Origin of the sequence: Streptomyces sp. NPDC006393 (assembly GCF_040628575.1) — a bacterium.
Taxonomy (GTDB): Bacteria; Actinomycetota; Actinomycetes; order Streptomycetales; family Streptomycetaceae; genus Streptomyces.
In genome coordinates, this window is the sequence record NZ_JBEXZD010000083.1 from 1 (window position 1) to 16,461 (window position 16,461).

A 16,461-nucleotide genomic window follows, 5' to 3' on the forward strand; every position below is an offset into this window, starting at 1 on the left:
CGTGCGGTGCGTTCCTAGACAGCTCCACCACACCGGAGGTCTTCGCCATGATCAAGCCCGACGGCGTTAACAACGCTCGTGATCAATACACCTAGCCGACGGCGTGGCAGCGGATGCGGTCGATCATCGCGTTGAGGACGGTTTCAAGGGCGACGGTGTCGCGTCGCGTCTGCGTCATGAGCAGACCGCCTTGCAGCGCGGTGAGCAGGGCAAGGGAGAGGTCACCGGCGTCGGCTTCCTCATCCAGTTCGCCCCGCTCCTGCATGGACGCCAACCCGTCGCGGATGGCGTCCTCCCACTGTGCGTAGCCCGCCGCGAGCTGTGTGCGGGCCTGCGGATCCGTATCCGAGAGTTCGGAGGCCAAGGATCCGATGGGGCAGCCGCCCCGGCAGTCGCGCGCATGCTGCACCTGGACGACGGCATCGCGCCACGCCTCCAGCGCCTCGAAGCTGTCCAGGCGGCGCAGCAGGGGGCGCTGGAATCCGAGAACACGCTCGGTCTGGTACTCGATCACGGCTTGGACCAGGGACTTCTTGTCGCCGAAGTAGTGGTACAGCTGCGACGGACTGGATACCTGGGCGGCCGTGAGGATGTCCTCCGTGCTGGTGCCCGCCACGCCCTGGTCGTACATGACAGCCGCTGCTGCCGCCACGATGCGGTCGCGCGTGGCACGCCCCTTCGCGGTCAGGCGCCGCGTCTCCGTACTGCTGCTCACCCGCCCAGGCTAACAGGTCGGCCTCCCATTTTTAGATTTGACATTCTATTTCCTGGGGCACAAGATTAGAGCGATCGATCTAAAACACCTTCCGGGACCCTCACCCCTTTCCCCCGTAGCAAGGACGGACATGACCAGTCCCATAGCCGACCAGGTAGCTGCCCTCACCGAGACCATGGCCACGCAGGTGCCGGCCGAGGCGCTGGAGGCCTTTCACGCCGAGGAAATGAAGCTGGATGCCGCCGGAGTGCCGGCCGGCGTCGCTGCGGCGGGCACGGCCATTCCGGAGGCCCAGCTGCTGGACGCCCACGGAAACCCCACCACTCTGCGGGAGACGCGCGCAGGCCGGCCCGCCGTCATCGTGTTCTACCGTGGTGCCTGGTGCCCGTACTGCAATGTGGCTCTGCGCACCTATCAACGCGAGCTGGCCCCAGAGCTGGAAGAGCGGGGCGTCGCCCTGATCGCCGTCAGCCCGCAGAGGCCGGACGGTTCGCTGACCATGGCCGAGACCAACGAGTTGTCCTACGCCGTCCTGTCCGACCCCGGCAACACACTCGGCCACGCCCTGGGCATCGTCACCCGGCCGAACGACCGGACCCTGCAAGCCCAGGCATCCCTGGGTCTGGACATCGCCGAGACGAACGCGGACGGTACCCCCGACATCGTCATGCCGACCGTGGTCGTCGTCGATGCCGAGGGTGTCGTGCGCTGGATCGACGTCCACCCCAACTACACCACCCGCACCGAGCCCATCCAGATCCTCGAGGCCGTCTCGCGGACGGCCGGCTGAACCGCCCCGCACCCCGGGCGTGCCGACGCCCCGGCACCCTCCCGTCCCTGTCCGAACGGAGCAGTACGTGTCCCTGTACGGCAAGATCGCCCTGGTCACAGGGGCGGGCCGAGGAATCGGACGCGCCCTCGCCACGGGCCTCGCCGAGGCCGGTGTGCGGGTGGCGTGCGTGGCACGCAGCCAGGACGAGCTCTCCCGCACCGTCCAGCTCGTCACATCCCGCGGTGGCAGCGCCCTCGCCGTCCCCGCTGACCTGGGCGATCCCCGTACGGTGCCCGACATCGTGCACCGGGTGACCGCGGAGCTCGGCAGCCCTGACATCCTCATCAACAACGCGGCCACCGTCGAACCGCTCGGCCACAGCACCGACATGACACCCGACACCTGGAACGCGGCGTTCCGCCTCAATGTGATCACCCCTGCCGCGCTGTCCGCAGCACTGCTGCCCCGGATGACCGCAGCAGGATGGGGCCGCATCGTCAACGTCTCGAGCGCCATCGTCGCCCGCCCCGAGACAATGATCGGTGGCAACGCCTACGCGGCGACCAAGGCCGCTCTGGAGGCCCACACGCTCAACCTCGCCACGGAACTGACAGGGACAGGCGTGACGGTCAACGTCTACAGGCCCGGATCCGTGGACACCGCCATGCAGGCCTTGATCCGCCGTACCGGAGGAGGACGCCTCGATGCGGCTACCTACACGCGCTTCGTACGCAGCCACGAGGAGGGCAAGCTGATCAGCGCCGACGACTCCGCGCGTTCCCTCATGGCCCGGCTCGCCGGCGACGCCACCGGCCAGGTCTGGGACGTCCACGACTCCCGCTGACGGCAACACGGCCCGGCCCCGTCGTCGCGCGCCCGATGCAGGCCCGCCCCGCACCGACATGGAACGGATTATCTGCTGTGACCCGAGTATTGGCTTTCGACGTCAACGAGACGCTGCTGGATCTGACAGCACTGGACGAGGCGTTCGAAGCGCTCTTCGGCAAGGCCGCATTGAGAGCGCAATGGTTCACCCAGATGCTGCAACTGTCCTTCATCGGCGGCATCACCGGCTCCTACGTCGATTTCACCACGGCCCAGCGAGCAGCCCTCCACATGATCGCGCAACGTGAGGGCTCATCGCTGAACGACGAGCAGGTCGACGCGACGGTGGCTCTGATGAGTTCACTGCCGCCCCATCCCGAGGTGCCCGCGGCCCTCGGACGACTGGCGGCCACCCCGCTGCACCTGGTGGCCCTCACAAACTCCGTCCAGGACGTGGCGGAACAGCAACTGCGCAACGCCGGAATCCGGGACCTCTTCGACCGTGTGATGTCGGCCGACGCCGTCCGCCGGCTCAAACCCGCGCCCGAACCGTACCTCGCGGTCGCCGCCGCATTCGACGTCCACCCCCGCGACGTACGCCTGATCGCCGCCCACTCCTGGGACGTGACAGGCGCCCTGCACGCCGGCTGCCAGGCGGCATTCCTGCAACGCTCCGGCGCCGTGCTCAGCCCCATCGGCCCCAGGCCTGACATGGTCGCCGCCAACCTCGAAGAGCTGGCCGACCTCATCATCGAACGCGACTGCCGCTGAACGGCGACTCCGGCCACCGGTGGCCTCCCGCAGCCGACCATGCCGCGACCGGGCGGCACTCATCCTTCCGCCCGGTCGAGCGCCCCGGTCGGCGACCAGCAGCACAGCCCCCACCCCCACAGACAGGCACCCCCCCCATGATCGACGAACGCCTTCTCCGCGGCGCCGACGCACTCTCGCGCACAGGCAGAACAGTCAGTCGCTACGGTCTGGTCGTCGTGCTCGCCTGGATCGGCATGGGCAAGTTCGTGAAGATGGAGAGCCGCGTGCTCATCCAGCACAGTCCGCTGATGAGCTGGCTGTACGACTTCCTCAGCTTCGACGCACTCGCGGCGGCCCTCGGAACGATGGAAATCGTGGCGGCGATCCTCCTCGCCGTCCACCCGCTCTGGCCACGACTGTCCGCCCTGGGCAGCATGCTGGCGATCGTGCTCTTTCTCGGAACCATCAGCTTCCTCTTCAGCACCCCAGGAGTCGTCGCCACGTTCGCCAACGGCGTCCCCGTGCTGTCGGCGCAGCCCGGACAGTTCCTCCTCAAGGACTTGGTCCTGCTCGGGGTGTCCCTCGCAACGCTCGGGGAATCCCTCAAGGCCGCCCAGTCCCACCACGATCACCAACCGCGCCGCGAAAACGACTACGTATAGGCGAGCACACCCTCTACCTCGATGCTCCCGGAGTGTGCAGGGAGGTGAAGGTGCGACCATCCGTGGTCCACGACGCCGTCATGGTCCATCCGGCGGCGCCGGCGTGCCGCTCCAGGGCGTCCGGGCCGAGGACGGCCCATGGGAAGTGCGGGCCGTGGGCTCGGGCGCCGTCGTGGAGACGGACGTGCAGACGTTCGTCGCGGTCCGGCGGCCCGGCCGCGGTCTCGACGATGAGTGTGCCGCCGGGACGCAGCAGGTGCCGCAGCCGGGTGAGCAGCGCACCGGGGTCGCCGCCGATGCCAACGTTGCCGTCCATCAGCAGGGCGGTACGCCAGTGTCCTTCGCGAGGCACCCGGTCGAAGACCGACCGGACAAGGGCGGGCCCGCCGTCGGCGTGCGTGCGCCGGACGGCATCGGCGTTGACATCGATGCCCAGGACGGTCCGGCCTCGCGCGGCCAGCGCCGTGACCATCCGGCCCGGACCGCATCCGACATCCAGCACGGGACCGCCGCACGCGGCCAGCACAGTGCGGTCGGCCCGGTCCGGCGGAGCGCACCACCGCTCGACGTCCAGCGGCAGCAGGCGCCCGTCAGGACAGGACAGGTACAGGGGACCGCGGCCTGTCCGCAGCGCCTCGGCGTAAGGGTCCGCGGTGGACCACGCCGGTGCCGCGGGCAGGGTCATGGGGAGGGTCACCGCATACCTGCCGTTTCCTTGGGGACCACCATGAGCGCGGTCATCGGGCACCTGCCCGGTTCTGGCCCGCCTGCGCCGGTGCGGAAAGGACGGCGCGCATGGCATGGACGGGATGCCAGGCCGGCCCGCCGGCCGGGCGGGATCCGTTCCAGCGCCCAGGGCAGCGCCCCGGCCTCCTCGAGGCAGGGCAGGACAACATCGGCAGTGGGTGTCATGGGGTACCTCTTTGTCGGGCATGGAGGTGTGACGTTCGGCGAGCAGGCCAACGTGCGGTGTCAAGAGCCGCAGGGGGCAGAGGGGTGCGCGTCCTCAGGTGGTGGGGTTCGGGTCACCCCGGTCACGCCACAGGCGAAAGGCCAGGTGGAGACCCGAGAGGCCGAACAGCACTGCGGTGACAGTCAGCCATCGCGACCGGAAGACACCCGGGTCGAGCAGCGTCGCGGTCCGGAACTGCGCGCCGCTGTCCATGGAGATGAGCGGCCAGTAGACGAGGAGCAGGATGAGCGAGACGAACGCGGGGATCCGGATGTGGTTCACGACGGCGATGCGGCGCGGCGAGCGGGGCCGGCCGGCGCGCACCGCCCGGTGCAGGAGCCAGTCGGCGCTGCCGTACAGCGGGACGGCCACGAGGTCGTGGATGACGGCGGCGCCGACCGCCCACTGGACCACGCCCCACCAGTCGCCGGCGAGCAGTTGGGCCATGGCGTAGCCACACAGGGCGAACGAGGCGAGCAGGGCAACGAGATGCCACCAGGGTTCGCCGTACAGGACGTGGAAGAGCCGCTTCATGCCCGCTCCGGGAAGTCGGTGGCGCCGAAGGTGAGCCGGCCGACCCACTTGGTGTTCATCACGCCCGGCGCGGCGGGCACGATGACGCGAGCCGGGTAGCCATGGTCGGGTGTGAGCGGGGCGCCGTTGACCCGCAAGGCCAGCAGTGAACGGCCGTCCCGTACTTGGCCCGCGCCGAGTGCCACCGCGCGGAAGGAGCCGGCGAGTTGAACGGACTCGACGAACACCCCCGGCGGGTCCTGCGCATGGCCGACCAGCGCGGCGAGGTCCCGCAGCCGCACGCCCTCCCAGTGCTGGTCGCTGGTGGACCAGCCTTCGACGCACGCGATGGGCAGGGCCGAGCGGCGCTGGGCCATCCGTTGCAGGTCGGCGAGGCTCAACCGGACACTGCCGCCGACGCCGCTGACCGTCAACCGCCAGTCCGGGCCGATATCTTGGGGCCGGATGTGGGCGGCAGCCGCGGGCTTGTTCACGGGGAAGCCCCCGGGGCCGGTGCCGGGGGAGCGGCCATGGGGCGCGAGCAGGGCGGTGCGGCGCAGCGGCCCGCCGATGCTCTGCCCGGCCGTCACCACCAGGAGCGCGATCGAGCCGAGCCCGACCATCCCGAGCGCGCCACGCCGGGAGATGGTGGGATCCGCGGGGGCCGACGGGACCAGCCCGGTCGCGTCGGCGGGCTCCGGCCGGGTCCGGGAGGTCGGGGTCCGCAGTTCGGCCAGCAGGTCGCGGCTGCGCAACGCCTTTGTCGCGGCGGGTAGTTTGAGCGCCACATGGGCGAGCACGGCGCCGAAGAACACCCATGCGCCGTAGAAGTGAAGGGGGTAGAACGAGCCGGGGAAGATGTAGTCGAGCTGCACGTTGAGGATGCCGGTGGCGAACTCGAACAGCCCGCCGCCGACGAGGAGCAGCAGCGACAGCCGCTCCAGGGCGTGGCCGGCCGAGCGCACGGGCGGCAGGGTGAACAGTTTCGGGACCACCGACCAGAGCTTGGCCAGCAGCACGGGGACCAGCACGATCCCAAGGGTGACGTGCACGCCCTGGTTCGCCCGATAGAGCCAGTACGGGTGTGTGGGCCAGGAGAAGAGGTAGAAGCCGAGCAGGCCCTTGTCCGGGGTTTTGTCGTTCACGTGGGACAGGTCCGGGTTGTACGCGGCGTACGACAGCAGGCCGGTGACGAACAGCACCGGGATGCCGATGAGCAGCACGGCGCCGAACACCGACGTGAGCCATGGCCCGCGCAGCGGGCTGCGCCAGGGACCTGGCCGGCGGGCAAAGGGGGCTTTCATGTGGGCCGACCCTAGGTGCACGAACCTCGCAGGTGACCGGATCGACTCATGACGAAAGTCTGACGCCGTCCTGGACCGCAGACAGTCCTTTCGGAAGTCTGACGTCCCGCTGAGCCACCGTGACCGGGGGAGTGCCGCGTGCCTAGGGTGCGGCGGGTGAGCTCTTTCTCCGCGAGTCCGCAGACCCCCGAAGGCACCGTTTCAGCACCCGGACCCTTGGAGGCGTCCCCGGACGGGCACGACCGCCCACAGCCGGATGACACCTCCCGCCGGCGGGACTTGGTGGCCGCGGGCGCGGCCCTGCTGCTGTTCGCCGCGATGGCGGGGATCGGCGGCTGGATGCAGCGCGACAGCTACGTGCTCAGGTCGCCGTTCCCGCCGCTGGAGGCGTGGTGGCGCCCGCACGCCGGACCGGGCACGCCGCTCGCGGTGACGGTCGCGGTCCTCGTCGTCGGGTACGGTCCGGCCCTCGCCGCACGGCTGCCCTGGCGCGCACTGCCGTGGGCGGCGTGGGCCGCGGCGATGGCGTGGACCTGGTCGCTGGCCCTGGTGGACGGCTGGCAGCGCGGGATCGCAGGGCGGCTGATGGGGACCGGTGAGTACCTCGCGCAGCTGCACCGGTTCGACGACCTCGGGCCGGCGCTGCGCACCTACACCGACCACATCCTGATCAACTCACCGCAGCACTGGGCCACGCACATCGCGGGCCACCCGGCGGGCGCCGTGCTGACCTTCGTGGGCCTGGACCGGATCGGGCTCGGCGGCGGTGTCTGGGCCGCGGCGTTCGTGATGACGACCGGCACGTCCCTGGTCGTCGCGGTGCTGGTGACGCTGCGCCTGCTCACCGGCGAGCACAGGGCACGGGCGGCCGCGCCGTTCCTCGTCCTGGCGCCGGGCATGGTGTGGGTGGGTGTGTCGGCTGACGGCTATTTCGCGGCAGTCGCCGCCTGGGCGCTGGCGCTGCTCGCCGTCTCCGCCACGCGGACCTCACCGGCGGCCCGCGCGGCGGCCGGAGTCGGTGGCGGGCTGCTGCTCGGCGGCGCCTGCTACCTGTCGTACGGGCTGGTGCTGCTGGTGGTACCGGCGGCCGTGGTGCTGCTGTGCGCCCGCAGCGCGCGCCCGGTGCCTTACGTGCTGGCCGGCGCCGCCGTGGTGGTGGCCGCGTTCACCGCGGCCGGCTTCGACTGGTGGCAGGCGTACGGGCTGCTCAGGACCCGCTACTTCCAGGGCTACGGCGGCGTGCGGCCGTACAGCTACTGGTTCTTCGGGGACCTGGCGACGGTGGTCGCGGCGGCCGGGCTCGCCTCGGTCGCGGGGCTGCGCCGGGTGACGGCGGGTGTTCCCGCCCTCGTCCGCGCCCGGCTGAGCGGGGACCGGCGGTCGATCGCCGCGGTGCTGCTGCCGTGCGGCTTCCTGCTGGCGATACTCGCCGCCGACCTCTCGGGGATGAGCAAGGCCGAGACCGAACGGATCTGGCTGCCGTTCACCTTGTGGCTGCCCGCCTGCGCCGCGTTCCTGCCGCGGCGCGACCACCGAGGCTGGCTCGCCGCCCAGGCGCTTGCCGCACTGCTGCTCAACCACCTGCTGCTGACCGGCTGGTGAACGTCCGCGCCGTGCGTCCGGGCCAACACGGCCGCCGCCCGCTCGCAGTGAAGACCATACGATCCCGTGGTGTCCCGATCCGGAGCCGCCCCCGGCTGCGGGACCGGCACCGGGTGGCCCAGGCCTGCGGGCTCTCGCTGAGCGGCATGACCAGAGTGGGAATCTTGCGAGCCTGCGACGTCACGTCTTCCCCCGCACGGAAGGCCGCGACCTCGTTGCGGCGACACAAGTACTGAAGCGCAGGGCTCCCCTGCAACGAAAGCGCGCTGACGTCCGTCAGTCGGTCACCACCTTGATCGGTGACGCGATTACCCTCATCATGGTGGCCCCTGGCCGGTTGCCAGGAAGATCTCCTACGGAAAGGCGATGCGCCATGACTGACGTCCATGAAAAGGCCGTACTGGCGGGCGGTTGTTTCTGGGGTATGCAGGAGCTGATCCGGACGCTTCCCGGTGTGGTCACGACGCGGGTGGGCTACAGCGGGGACGACATGCCCCATCCCACGTACCGCAACCATGGGAAGCATGCCGAGTCGATCGAGATCACTTTCGATCCCGCTGTCACCGACTACCGCACCATCCTGGAGTACTTCTTCCAGATCCACGATCCGAGCACGAAGAACCGGCAGGGCAATGACGTGGGCCTCAGCTACCGCTCCGCCATCTTCCATCTCGACGACGAGCAGCGACGCATCGCGCAGGACACCGTCGCCGATGTCGAGGCGTCGGGGTTGTGGCCGGGGCCGGTGGTGACCGAGATCGTACCGGCCGGCCCGTTCTGGGAGGCCGAACCGGAGCACCAGGACTACCTCCAGCGTTACCCGGACGGCTACACGTGCCACTTCCCGCGCCCCAACTGGAAGCTGCCGAAGCGCGCCGGGTCCTGATCGGCGAGGGAGGCGACGGGCCTGCCCGGAGTGCCGCGCGGCCGGGACGCCGGGAGGCTTGTCGTGATTCTCGTCACCTGCCAGAATGGTGACATGGTGCATGTCTTCAAGTGCGGTGCTCCGGTGCTGGACTTCGTCGGGACCCTGCGCGCACGGCGCAATGCCGTGCCCACCGAAATGCTCACGAGTCCAGAGAGCCTGGAGGCCTGGTTCCGCGAGTCCGGTCTCGTCGACGGAGACATGCGCTGCAAGCCGTCCGACGTAGAGCGGGCGATCGCTCTTCGTGAGGCGGTCTACCTGCTCCTGGTCGCCACGCTGGCGGGCGACGACTATGACGCCGCTGCCCTGGCGCAGGTCAACGGCGCGGCGCGTACGCCGTCCGCGGTGCCGCAGCTCACCCGGGAGGGGCGCCGGGTCGACGCGACGCCGCAGCAGGCCCTGTCGTCGATCGCCCGGGAGGCCGTACGGTTGCTCGGGGGACCGGAAGCGGCGCTGCTCAAGGAATGCAGCAGGCCCGAGTGCACCCAGGTCTATCTCGACCGGTCGCACGGAGGCCGCCGGGAGTGGTGTGCCATGGATCCGTGCGGCAACAGGATCAAGGCGGCTGCGTATCGTGCGCGCAAGCGGACCCAGGCACGGGCGGCCTCGCCTGCGCGAGGGGCCTCGCCATCGAGGTCGAGCCGGTAGCGCTGTGGCGCAGGCCTTCCGGGACCACCGCCGTGTGGGTGTTCCTGCGGCGGCGCCGGCAGTCTGACCAACTCGGGGCGCTGGCGCGGCGTCACGGATGGATGTGCCTCCGGCGGGTGAGAGGCTCGTCGGCTTGTTCGGTCCTGTCGAGATATCCCGTTGCGGGGCAGCCGTCATCCGGGTCGTCGGTCGGGCACATTGCGGGATCGTCTTCGTCACCGAAGAGGTAGGCATCCACAGTGCAGTCGCCGGTGGAGAAGGTCAGCGACAGCACGCTGCCGTGCGTGACGGCTTCGTCAGCGGTGTAACTCTTGTCGGTATCCGAGGGGCCATAGAACGCCCAACGGCCGGATGACAAGGCTGCAGGGGCGTTACAGCGTGACGCGACGGGCAACTTGTCGAAGTGCTCGCTGGTGAAGGTGTGATCCGGCCGGAAGGTCAGGGAGGTGCCCGCCTCGCTGGTCCATCGCCCCTCGAGCCGGCCCGCTGGAATCTCTGCGGCGTAGATCGCCGCCGCCCAGCCGCACGACATGGTCAGCGCCATCGTCACCGCCGTGAAAGCAACAGACCACCACACCTGTCGGCCCACGCATACCCCTCCTCACGACCGAGCAGGACCTGTGTCCAGGCCCCGCCGGACCGCCAGTATATTGAACGCGTTCAAATCCAGTAGGGCGGCCCTCAACCGTCCTACGTCAAGTCGCCGACGGACCCGCCCCGGTGGACGTACCGGACCCGACGGTTGGGCCGACCCCCGTGCCGCCTCCCCCCACACTCAAATCGTCACCACCTTGACAGGTGACGGCGTTGGATGCAATCTGGGTTGCGTGCGCAGAGGCACGCGATCTGCGGCCGGCGGAACCGGCACAGCCAGCACAGCGGAGAGCGGAGAATGGCCATGAGTGACGACAGGGCAGTGGATGTCGCTGCTGCGGCGCGGATTGCGCGGTTCGGCAAGCTGCCCGAGCGCATCCGCTACGAGGACATGACCGAAGTGAGGGAGGTATCGCTGAACGGCGGGATCGACGCCTCCTACAACCCCGAGGGATCCTGGCAGTACTTCTCATGCCTTGCCCTGGACCTCGGGCTCTGACGGGGAGGTGGAGACCGCCGTCCACGCTGCGTGCCGGCGCTCGCTGCCGTGGGTGATCGGCGAGGCCCGCGGGGCCACATAATCGCAGCCGACGTCCTCAACGCGCTTGCGCGGGCACCGTCGGTCGGACCCGGACCCGGACTCAGACGACAGAGGCTCGGAACGGATCGGTCGGAATGATCTCCGCTTCGTCGAAGAGTTGCTCCAATGCCTCGTGGCCGTGGCTTCGGCGGAACTCGATCTCGGCGCTCGTCACCGGCAGGGTCCACAGGATCCGGGCGTGTCCCTCGGGCAGGGGACAGTGTTCGAGGCCGGGTCCGTGGAGGTAGGGCAGGCTGATGAGCAGGTGGTCGCAGGCCGAGCCTGGCACCCAGGGTTCGCCGATCGGCATGCTGTGTTCCAGGTCGAGCCGGTGCCCTCCGCAGTGGTAGTAGGCGATCATCGCCATCAGGTCGATGAACCGCTGATCGCGGACGTGGGCGGTCATGACGAACTCGAGCCCATGACCGTGTCTCTCCATCGCGGCCCAGCACCCGGCGGTCACATAGGCCCAGCTGTCGCCGCGGGGACCGGGCCCCACGACGAGAACACGCAGGTCGGCAATCGCTTCTCGCCGTTGCGGCCCGAGGTCGTAGTCGACGACCTCCACGGAATGCCCCACGAAGAACGCCCGGACATGTGACTCCACGCCTTCTGCGGCCGGCAGTCTCGCATCACTCACCGCGTGATCATGCCAGATGGCGTTCGACCGCGCCGAGAAGCTGGGGTCGCCTCAAACCGCTGCTCCGCGTGCGGCTCTTGCAGCGGTAAGTGAGGCTTGACCCTCACGTGGCGTCAGGCTGCATAGTCGGTGCCGTGGAGGATCACTGGACCGTGGGACAAGTGGCCAAGCTGGCCGGCGTGAGCGTCCGCACACTGCATCACTATGACGAGATCAGCCTCGTTCGGCCGTCGGCGCGGACCGCGGCCGGGTACCGCGCGTATTCGGCGGGCGACGTGGAGCGGCTGCGGGAGGTGCTGGCCTATCGGCGGTTGGGCTTCGGGCTGCGGGAGATCGCGGAACTGGTCGGGGACCCGTGCACCGACGCGGTCGCGCACCTGCGTCGACTGCGCGGCCTGCTGCTGGAGCGGCGTGATCGCGCTGCCGCGATGGTGGCGGCCATCGACAGGGAACTTGATGCACGGTCGAAGGGACTGAAGGTGACACCGCAGGAGCAACTGGAGATGCTCGGTGCACGGCTGTACGACGCGATCGGCGGCGCCTACACCGCGACACGGCGTACGGAGCCACGGATCGCCGCGCAGATCTGGGACGCGCTCGGGGACGCGCGGACGGTGCTGAACGTCGGCGCTGGCACCGGCTCCTACGAGCCTGCCGATCGCGACGTGACCGCGGTGGAGCCATCGGCGGTCATGCGGGGGCAGCGGCCTGCCGGGTCGGCGCCGTGCGTGGCCGCCGCCGCGGAGAGCCTGCCGTTCGAGGACCGGTCCTTCGACGTCGCGATGGCCGTCTCCACCGTTCACCACTGGAGGGACGCGATAGCGGGGCTGCGCGAGATGCGGCGCGTTGCCCGCCGGGTGGTGGTGCTCACGTTCGACACCGATGAGCCCGGATGGCAGGACCGGTTCTGGCTCACCCGTGACTACCTGCCCGAGTTCGCCGCCGTCCTCGCGGAATTTCCTTCGCTTGCTGGGATGGCCGATGCGATCGGCGCCCGCACCGAGCCGGTGCCCATCCCGTGGGACTGCGCTGACGGACTGTTCGAGGCGTACTGGCGCCGACCGGGGGCGTATCTGGAAGATGACGTCCGCCGTGCGATGTCGGTATGGACGAGGGTCGGGCCGGAAGCCGAGCAGCGGGCGGTGCGAAGCCTCCGCGACGATCTCGACTCCGGCCGGTGGGCGGAGCGCAACAGCGACCTCGCCGACCTCGACACCGCCGATCTCGGCCTCCGCCTGCTCATAGCCTGACCCTCGCGTCGCAGGTTCAGAGTCATGGCGGCTCCTGGCCGGCGGCGCACGGTATGCCGCGGCTTGGGTCAGCGTCCAGGTCCGCCCCCAACATCCCGGCGACCAGCGGCTTGCAGGGATCAAGCCGGGTCACCTTGCGCCGCTGCTTCTTCCCCGGCTCAGGCCACTGCCCGTCGAGGGCACGCGGGACCGCCCGCTCGGCGTGTCGAGCCTTACGGTCGGGGCGGGTTGAGGAACAGGCCGTTGAGCTCGGGGAAGGGAATGGCGCCGACGAGCGGGTGGTAGTCGCCGGCGCCGTACAACTGCTGCGCGGCGAGGCGAGTGGCGGTGTAGGCGCTCTGGGCGACGCCCGAGCCGAGGCTGACGCGAGCGGCGCCGAGGCGGCCCAACTCGGCTACGGCCGGAGCCCCGGGGCCGGCCATGACGTTCAGCGGTACGGAGATGCCCGCGGCCAGTTCTGTGATGGTGGCGGGGTCGGTGACGCCAGGGACGAAGATGCCGTCGGCGCCTGCGTCCACGTACCCACGCGCCCGCTCCAGGGTGTCCTCAAGCCGGGTGGCGGGGTCACCGAGGCCGAACAGGTAGGTGTCGGTCCGGGCATTGAGGAAGAGGGGCCCGCCCGCCCGCTCGGCCGCGGCCCGGGCCGCCGTCAGCCGTGCCCTGAGCTCGGCCGGAGGCCGGGTGCCGTCCTCGATGTTGACGCCCACGGCGCCTGCTTCCAGCACCCGTGTGACGGTCTCGCCGACGCCGGCAGCGTCCCGTCCGTATCCGCCCTCGATGTCGGCGGTGACCGGTACCTCGACCGCCGCGACGATACGAGCAATCAGGTCCACCACCTGGTCGGGAGAGAGGGTCTCCCCGTCCGGACGACCGAGTGACCAGGCGATCCCGGCGCTGGTGGTGGCGATCGCGGGTGCTCCCGCGGCCTCGATGACACGGGCACTGGCAACGTCCCAGGCGTTGGCGAGCGCGAGGGGATTCGCGGAACTGTGGAGGGAGCGGAAGAGCAGGGCCTTGTCCGTGTGCGCTGTGATCATGCGGCCAGCCAACCAGCGATCCAGGCCTCCTGTCCGGCAGGAATCCGACACCGACGTCCCGGCCCTGGCCCGTCGCAGTCGACAGGCTCCGCCCTAGCCCCCGTCATGCACTGCACAGCGACCGCCCCGAAGCGAGCACCCAGGCGTTCCCCACCCAGGCGTTCCCCACCCAGGCGTTCCCAGAACTCCGTGACATCACTTTCCTGCGAAGCGGGGCGCTCTCACCGCTCGGCACCAAGCGAGCGATGTCGGGACTCGCCTACAAAGCCACGCGCTGTCACGGGACGAGAACGATCCGGCCGCGGACGCCGCCCTTGGCCATTGCCTGGTAGGCACCGGCTGCATCGTCGAGCGGCGCGACGGCGTGGACGCGAGCAGGCAGCTCCCCGGTCGTCACGCGTGCGAGCAAGCCGGCGAGCAGCGCTCCGTCGGGACGGGCGAGCACGACCTCGACGGCGATGCCGCGCTCCTCGGGAAGCCGCGAGGCCGGCTGGACGCCGACAAAACGACCGCCGTCGCGCACCGCCCGCAGGGCGTGCTCCTGCACGGCTCCGGCGTCGGCAACGGCGTCCCAGCCCTGCCCGAGATCGGTGGCGAAGTCGGCGCCGAGGCCCCGGACGAACGACTCGTCGGCCGCTCGGGCCATCCCGGTCACCTGCCAGCCGCGGTCCTGGGCGAGTACGGCGACGTGCGCGCCCACCGCACCGGCCGCGCCGGTCACCAGCAGGTGTCGAGCCTTGCTCGGCGCCTCACCGAGGAGTTCGACGAGTTGGGCCGCGGCGGTGGCGTTGAGCGGCACCGTCGCGGCCTCGACCAGGTCCATGCCGTCCGGGACGACGGCGACATTCGAGGCGGCGACGACGAGGTGCTCGGCATGGGATCCGTGGTCGCGGTCGAAACCGTCGATGAACCCGGCAACACGGGTGCCGACCCGCAGCTCGACACCGGGTCCGGCCGCATCGACGGTGCCGGCGAAGTCCCAGCCGAGACCGGTGTAGTCCGGCTGGTGGACCAAGCCGAGCCGGTGAAAGACGCCCCCGGCCACCCCCAGGTCGACCGGGTTGACCGCTGCGGCGGCAATCTTGACGCGGATCTCCGCCGGTCCCGGCTCGACCACCGGGACGTCGACGGTCTCGATCGACTGGGGCCCGGACGGCACGCGGACCACGGCCCGCCGAGACATCATCTGGTTCATCGCTGTCTGCTCCTTCGTGGAGGCCTTGCGAGGCGGTCTTGCCATCGCTGTGGTGCAGCACCACGATGGGGGTACCTGCTTCCCGATGGAAAGTAGGCACCTTGAAGTGCGTAAGTCACCGAGCGGAAGAGACGAGTGATGCCGACCAGCACCGCGTCCCAGCGGCGGGCCGTAGCGAAAGCGGAGTACGACGCGTTCCTCGCGGCATGTCCCAGCCGCCAACTCCTGGAGCGGATCTCCGACAAGTGGGTCGCCCTTGTGCTCGCCGCCCTGGGCGGGGACGGCCCGTGTCCTGGGGCTGCCTCCGGCGACGCGCCGCGGGTCATGCGCTTCTCCGAGCTGTCACGCCGGATCTCGGGCGTGAGTCAGAAGATGCTGACGCAGACGTTGCGCTCACTCGAGCGCGACGGGATGGTGACCAGGACCGTGACCCCCACGGTGCCCGTCACCGTCACCTATGAGCTGACCGATCTCGGTCGCTCGCTCCAGGGAGTGATGCGGGGGATCAAGGAGTGGGCGGAGGACCACATGGAGGAGGTCCTCACCCATCGTGACGACTACGACCACAGGCAGAGCGGCGCGGCCGACTGACGGTGGCCCTTCCTCGTTCACTTCTCGGTTCTGGCAGCGAGAAGCCCAGATGTCGCGGTTCCCTGTTCCACGGGAACGAGAGTCAAGTAGGCCAGGCCCAAGACGCCGCGATAACCCCGGAGCCACATACGGCGATGACGATCCACACGGTCGCGGGTCTCCTGCGCCAGGGGATGATCGGGATGGGCGGCGAGCCATTCCTCGACGTCGGACTGGTAGGCGGACTCGAAGTGATCCCATTCGTCAGGATTCGCGGACTCGATCCAGGCAGGGCGAAAGCCCGCCGCGATGGCGAGGTCGACAAGGCCGCATAGGTCGTGGAACTCGGAAGCCGAGGCTTCCGGCCACATGGCCGACAACTCGCTCGGAGCAGGTTGACGCTGCCAGAAGCCCTCGCCGAGAAGGACACGGCCGCCGGGCTTCACCAGGCGGCGAAGGGCGTGCAGGGCAGCGGTGGTGTGCTCCGGTGGCCGGGCGTCACTGAGAGCGTGGCTGGCGCTGAAGCACAGAACGATGTCGGCGGGGCCTCGGGCGGTGTCGACAGCGGACTCACGGACGAAGTCGACGCGCTCGGCCAGCCCCCGGGCCTCGGCGTTGACGCGTCCGCGGGCGAGGTCGTCCTCATTGAGGTCGATACCGACGCCGGTCGCCCCGGGCGTGGCCTCGAGGAGACGGAGCATGAACTCCCCCCAACCACAGCCTATGTCGAGCACAGTGGCCGGGGCGGTCGGGGTCACTCCGTCGGTGAGCCGACGGATCAGTCTGGCGGCCCGGTCCTCGGAAAGAGGGCCGTGGAAGGTGAGTCGGGTCAGCCGCGGTGGGGCAATGGTGTCATCCATGAGCCGGACAGTAGGGACGGCCCGGCCGTCGATGCCACCGGTTATACGGTTGCGCCAGGCGGGC

General features: G+C 69.9%; 19 protein-coding genes and 1 pseudogene. 10 read left to right on the forward strand and 10 right to left on the reverse strand.

Going from position 1 to position 16,461, the window contains the following annotated elements:
- Positions 1-91: 91 nt before the first annotated feature.
- Entirely contained in the window at positions 92-715 is a 624-nt protein-coding gene (locus ABZ484_RS27615) for a TetR/AcrR family transcriptional regulator (RefSeq protein WP_358868629.1), read from the reverse strand.
- A gap of 130 nt (positions 716-845) precedes the next feature.
- Between ABZ484_RS27615 and ABZ484_RS27620 the strand changes: the two genes are divergently transcribed.
- The 4 genes from ABZ484_RS27620 (at position 846) to ABZ484_RS27635 (ending at position 3,727) form a co-directional block, all read left to right on the forward strand.
- Complete coding sequence (locus ABZ484_RS27620; protein WP_358868630.1) at positions 846-1,505, forward strand: peroxiredoxin-like family protein; 660 nt, start codon at positions 846-848, stop codon at positions 1,503-1,505.
- A 67-nt stretch (positions 1,506-1,572) separates the two neighbouring features.
- Positions 1,573-2,331 (forward strand): SDR family oxidoreductase, encoded by a 759-nt coding sequence (locus ABZ484_RS27625; RefSeq protein ID WP_358868631.1) that lies wholly within the window; start codon positions 1,573-1,575, stop codon positions 2,329-2,331.
- Positions 2,332-2,408: 77 nt separating this feature from the next.
- Positions 2,409-3,083, forward strand: a complete 675-nt coding sequence (locus ABZ484_RS27630; RefSeq protein ID WP_358868632.1) for a haloacid dehalogenase type II — start codon at positions 2,409-2,411, stop codon at positions 3,081-3,083.
- 137 nt (positions 3,084-3,220) lie between these two features.
- Positions 3,221-3,727, forward strand: coding sequence for a DUF417 family protein (locus ABZ484_RS27635; protein ID WP_358868633.1), 507 nt, complete (start codon positions 3,221-3,223; stop codon positions 3,725-3,727).
- 13 nt (positions 3,728-3,740) lie between these two features.
- Here the strand turns inward: ABZ484_RS27635 and ABZ484_RS27640 are convergent, their stop codons facing one another.
- From ABZ484_RS27640 to ABZ484_RS27655, 4 genes and pseudogenes are all read right to left on the reverse strand, one after another.
- Positions 3,741-4,412: a class I SAM-dependent methyltransferase gene (locus tag ABZ484_RS27640; protein ID WP_358868669.1), complete on the reverse strand. Its 672-nt coding sequence runs from the start codon at positions 4,410-4,412 to the stop codon at positions 3,741-3,743.
- Positions 4,413-4,546: 134 nt separating this feature from the next.
- Positions 4,547-4,639 (reverse strand): annotated as a pseudogene (locus ABZ484_RS27645) (glycosyltransferase); the annotation flags it as partial.
- Between the two features lie 94 nt (positions 4,640-4,733).
- On the reverse strand, positions 4,734-5,213 hold the full coding sequence (locus tag ABZ484_RS27650) for a hypothetical protein (RefSeq protein WP_358868634.1): 480 nt from the start codon (positions 5,211-5,213) through the stop codon (positions 4,734-4,736).
- The gene (locus ABZ484_RS27655) at positions 5,210-6,496 is read right to left on the reverse strand and encodes a molybdopterin-dependent oxidoreductase (RefSeq protein ID WP_358868635.1); all 1,287 of its coding nucleotides are present in this window, start codon (positions 6,494-6,496) and stop codon (positions 5,210-5,212) included. Before ABZ484_RS27655 ends, ABZ484_RS27650 begins: the two co-directional genes overlap by 4 nt.
- Positions 6,497-6,652: 156 nt before the next feature.
- Here ABZ484_RS27655 and ABZ484_RS27660 point away from each other — a divergent pair, with 156 nt between their 5' ends.
- The 3 genes from ABZ484_RS27660 to ABZ484_RS27670 all read left to right on the forward strand — a co-directional run bounded on the left by ABZ484_RS27660 (position 6,653) and on the right by ABZ484_RS27670 (position 9,671).
- The gene (locus ABZ484_RS27660; RefSeq protein WP_358868636.1) at positions 6,653-8,098 is read left to right on the forward strand and encodes a hypothetical protein; all 1,446 of its coding nucleotides are present in this window, start codon (positions 6,653-6,655) and stop codon (positions 8,096-8,098) included.
- 373 nt (positions 8,099-8,471) lie between these two features.
- Positions 8,472-8,984, forward strand: coding sequence for a peptide-methionine (S)-S-oxide reductase MsrA (gene msrA, locus ABZ484_RS27665; protein ID WP_358868637.1), 513 nt, complete (start codon positions 8,472-8,474; stop codon positions 8,982-8,984).
- A 93-nt stretch (positions 8,985-9,077) separates the two neighbouring features.
- Complete coding sequence (locus tag ABZ484_RS27670; protein ID WP_358868670.1) at positions 9,078-9,671, forward strand: CGNR zinc finger domain-containing protein; 594 nt, start codon at positions 9,078-9,080, stop codon at positions 9,669-9,671.
- Positions 9,672-9,762: 91 nt separating this feature from the next.
- On the opposite strand, the gene ABZ484_RS27675 is transcribed toward ABZ484_RS27670, so the two are convergent.
- Entirely contained in the window at positions 9,763-10,260 is a 498-nt protein-coding gene (locus ABZ484_RS27675) for a hypothetical protein (RefSeq protein ID WP_358868638.1), read from the reverse strand.
- A 309-nt stretch (positions 10,261-10,569) separates the two neighbouring features.
- Between ABZ484_RS27675 and ABZ484_RS27680 the strand changes: the two genes are divergently transcribed.
- Positions 10,570-10,764 carry a hypothetical protein gene (locus ABZ484_RS27680; RefSeq protein ID WP_358868639.1) on the forward strand — a complete coding sequence of 65 codons (195 nt, stop codon included), beginning with the start codon at positions 10,570-10,572 and terminating at the stop codon, positions 10,762-10,764.
- Positions 10,765-10,906: 142 nt separating this feature from the next.
- Here ABZ484_RS27680 and ABZ484_RS27685 read toward each other — a convergent pair whose 3' ends face one another.
- Positions 10,907-11,413, reverse strand: a complete 507-nt coding sequence (locus ABZ484_RS27685) for a suppressor of fused domain protein (RefSeq protein ID WP_358868640.1) — start codon at positions 11,411-11,413, stop codon at positions 10,907-10,909.
- 224 nt (positions 11,414-11,637) lie between these two features.
- Here ABZ484_RS27685 and ABZ484_RS27690 point away from each other — a divergent pair, with 224 nt between their 5' ends.
- On the forward strand, positions 11,638-12,735 hold the full coding sequence (locus ABZ484_RS27690) for a MerR family transcriptional regulator (RefSeq protein ID WP_358868671.1): 1,098 nt from the start codon (positions 11,638-11,640) through the stop codon (positions 12,733-12,735).
- A 212-nt stretch (positions 12,736-12,947) separates the two neighbouring features.
- On the opposite strand, the gene ABZ484_RS27695 is transcribed toward ABZ484_RS27690, so the two are convergent.
- Both ABZ484_RS27695 and ABZ484_RS27700 read right to left on the reverse strand, forming a co-directional pair.
- Entirely contained in the window at positions 12,948-13,772 is an 825-nt protein-coding gene (locus ABZ484_RS27695) for an isocitrate lyase/phosphoenolpyruvate mutase family protein (protein WP_358868641.1), read from the reverse strand.
- A gap of 277 nt (positions 13,773-14,049) precedes the next feature.
- Positions 14,050-14,967: a zinc-binding dehydrogenase gene (locus tag ABZ484_RS27700; protein WP_358868642.1), complete on the reverse strand. Its 918-nt coding sequence runs from the start codon at positions 14,965-14,967 to the stop codon at positions 14,050-14,052.
- A gap of 138 nt (positions 14,968-15,105) precedes the next feature.
- On the opposite strand from ABZ484_RS27700, the gene ABZ484_RS27705 reads away from it, so the two are divergent.
- A complete protein-coding gene (locus ABZ484_RS27705) occupies positions 15,106-15,558 on the forward strand; it encodes a helix-turn-helix domain-containing protein (RefSeq protein WP_358868643.1) in 453 nt (150 codons plus the stop codon).
- A 17-nt stretch (positions 15,559-15,575) separates the two neighbouring features.
- On the opposite strand, the gene ABZ484_RS27710 is transcribed toward ABZ484_RS27705, so the two are convergent.
- Positions 15,576-16,397 carry a class I SAM-dependent methyltransferase gene (locus ABZ484_RS27710; RefSeq protein WP_358868644.1) on the reverse strand — a complete coding sequence of 274 codons (822 nt, stop codon included), beginning with the start codon at positions 16,395-16,397 and terminating at the stop codon, positions 15,576-15,578.
- Positions 16,398-16,461: the final 64 nt, after the last annotated feature.

What these genes read in the sequence shown, in the direction of transcription:
- ABZ484_RS27620 (WP_358868630.1), top strand. Translation starts at nt 846, where the DNA reads ATGACCAGTCCCATAGCCGACCAGGTAGCTGCCCTCACCGAGACCATG.
- ABZ484_RS27635 (WP_358868633.1), top strand. Translation starts at nt 3,221, where the DNA reads ATGATCGACGAACGCCTTCTCCGCGGCGCCGACGCACTCTCGCGCACA.
- ABZ484_RS27640 (WP_358868669.1), bottom strand. Translation starts at nt 4,412, where the DNA reads ATGACCCTGCCCGCGGCACCGGCGTGGTCCACCGCGGACCCTTACGCC.
- ABZ484_RS27650 (WP_358868634.1), bottom strand. Translation starts at nt 5,213, where the DNA reads ATGAAGCGGCTCTTCCACGTCCTGTACGGCGAACCCTGGTGGCATCTC.
- ABZ484_RS27655 (WP_358868635.1), bottom strand. Translation starts at nt 6,496, where the DNA reads ATGAAAGCCCCCTTTGCCCGCCGGCCAGGTCCCTGGCGCAGCCCGCTG.
- msrA (WP_358868637.1), top strand. Translation starts at nt 8,472, where the DNA reads ATGACTGACGTCCATGAAAAGGCCGTACTGGCGGGCGGTTGTTTCTGG.
- ABZ484_RS27670 (WP_358868670.1), top strand. Translation starts at nt 9,078, where the DNA reads ATGGTGCATGTCTTCAAGTGCGGTGCTCCGGTGCTGGACTTCGTCGGG.
- ABZ484_RS27680 (WP_358868639.1), top strand. Translation starts at nt 10,570, where the DNA reads ATGAGTGACGACAGGGCAGTGGATGTCGCTGCTGCGGCGCGGATTGCG.
- ABZ484_RS27695 (WP_358868641.1), bottom strand. Translation starts at nt 13,772, where the DNA reads ATGATCACAGCGCACACGGACAAGGCCCTGCTCTTCCGCTCCCTCCAC.
- ABZ484_RS27700 (WP_358868642.1), bottom strand. Translation starts at nt 14,967, where the DNA reads ATGAACCAGATGATGTCTCGGCGGGCCGTGGTCCGCGTGCCGTCCGGG.
- ABZ484_RS27705 (WP_358868643.1), top strand. Translation starts at nt 15,106, where the DNA reads ATGCCGACCAGCACCGCGTCCCAGCGGCGGGCCGTAGCGAAAGCGGAG.
- ABZ484_RS27710 (WP_358868644.1), bottom strand. Translation starts at nt 16,397, where the DNA reads ATGGATGACACCATTGCCCCACCGCGGCTGACCCGACTCACCTTCCAC.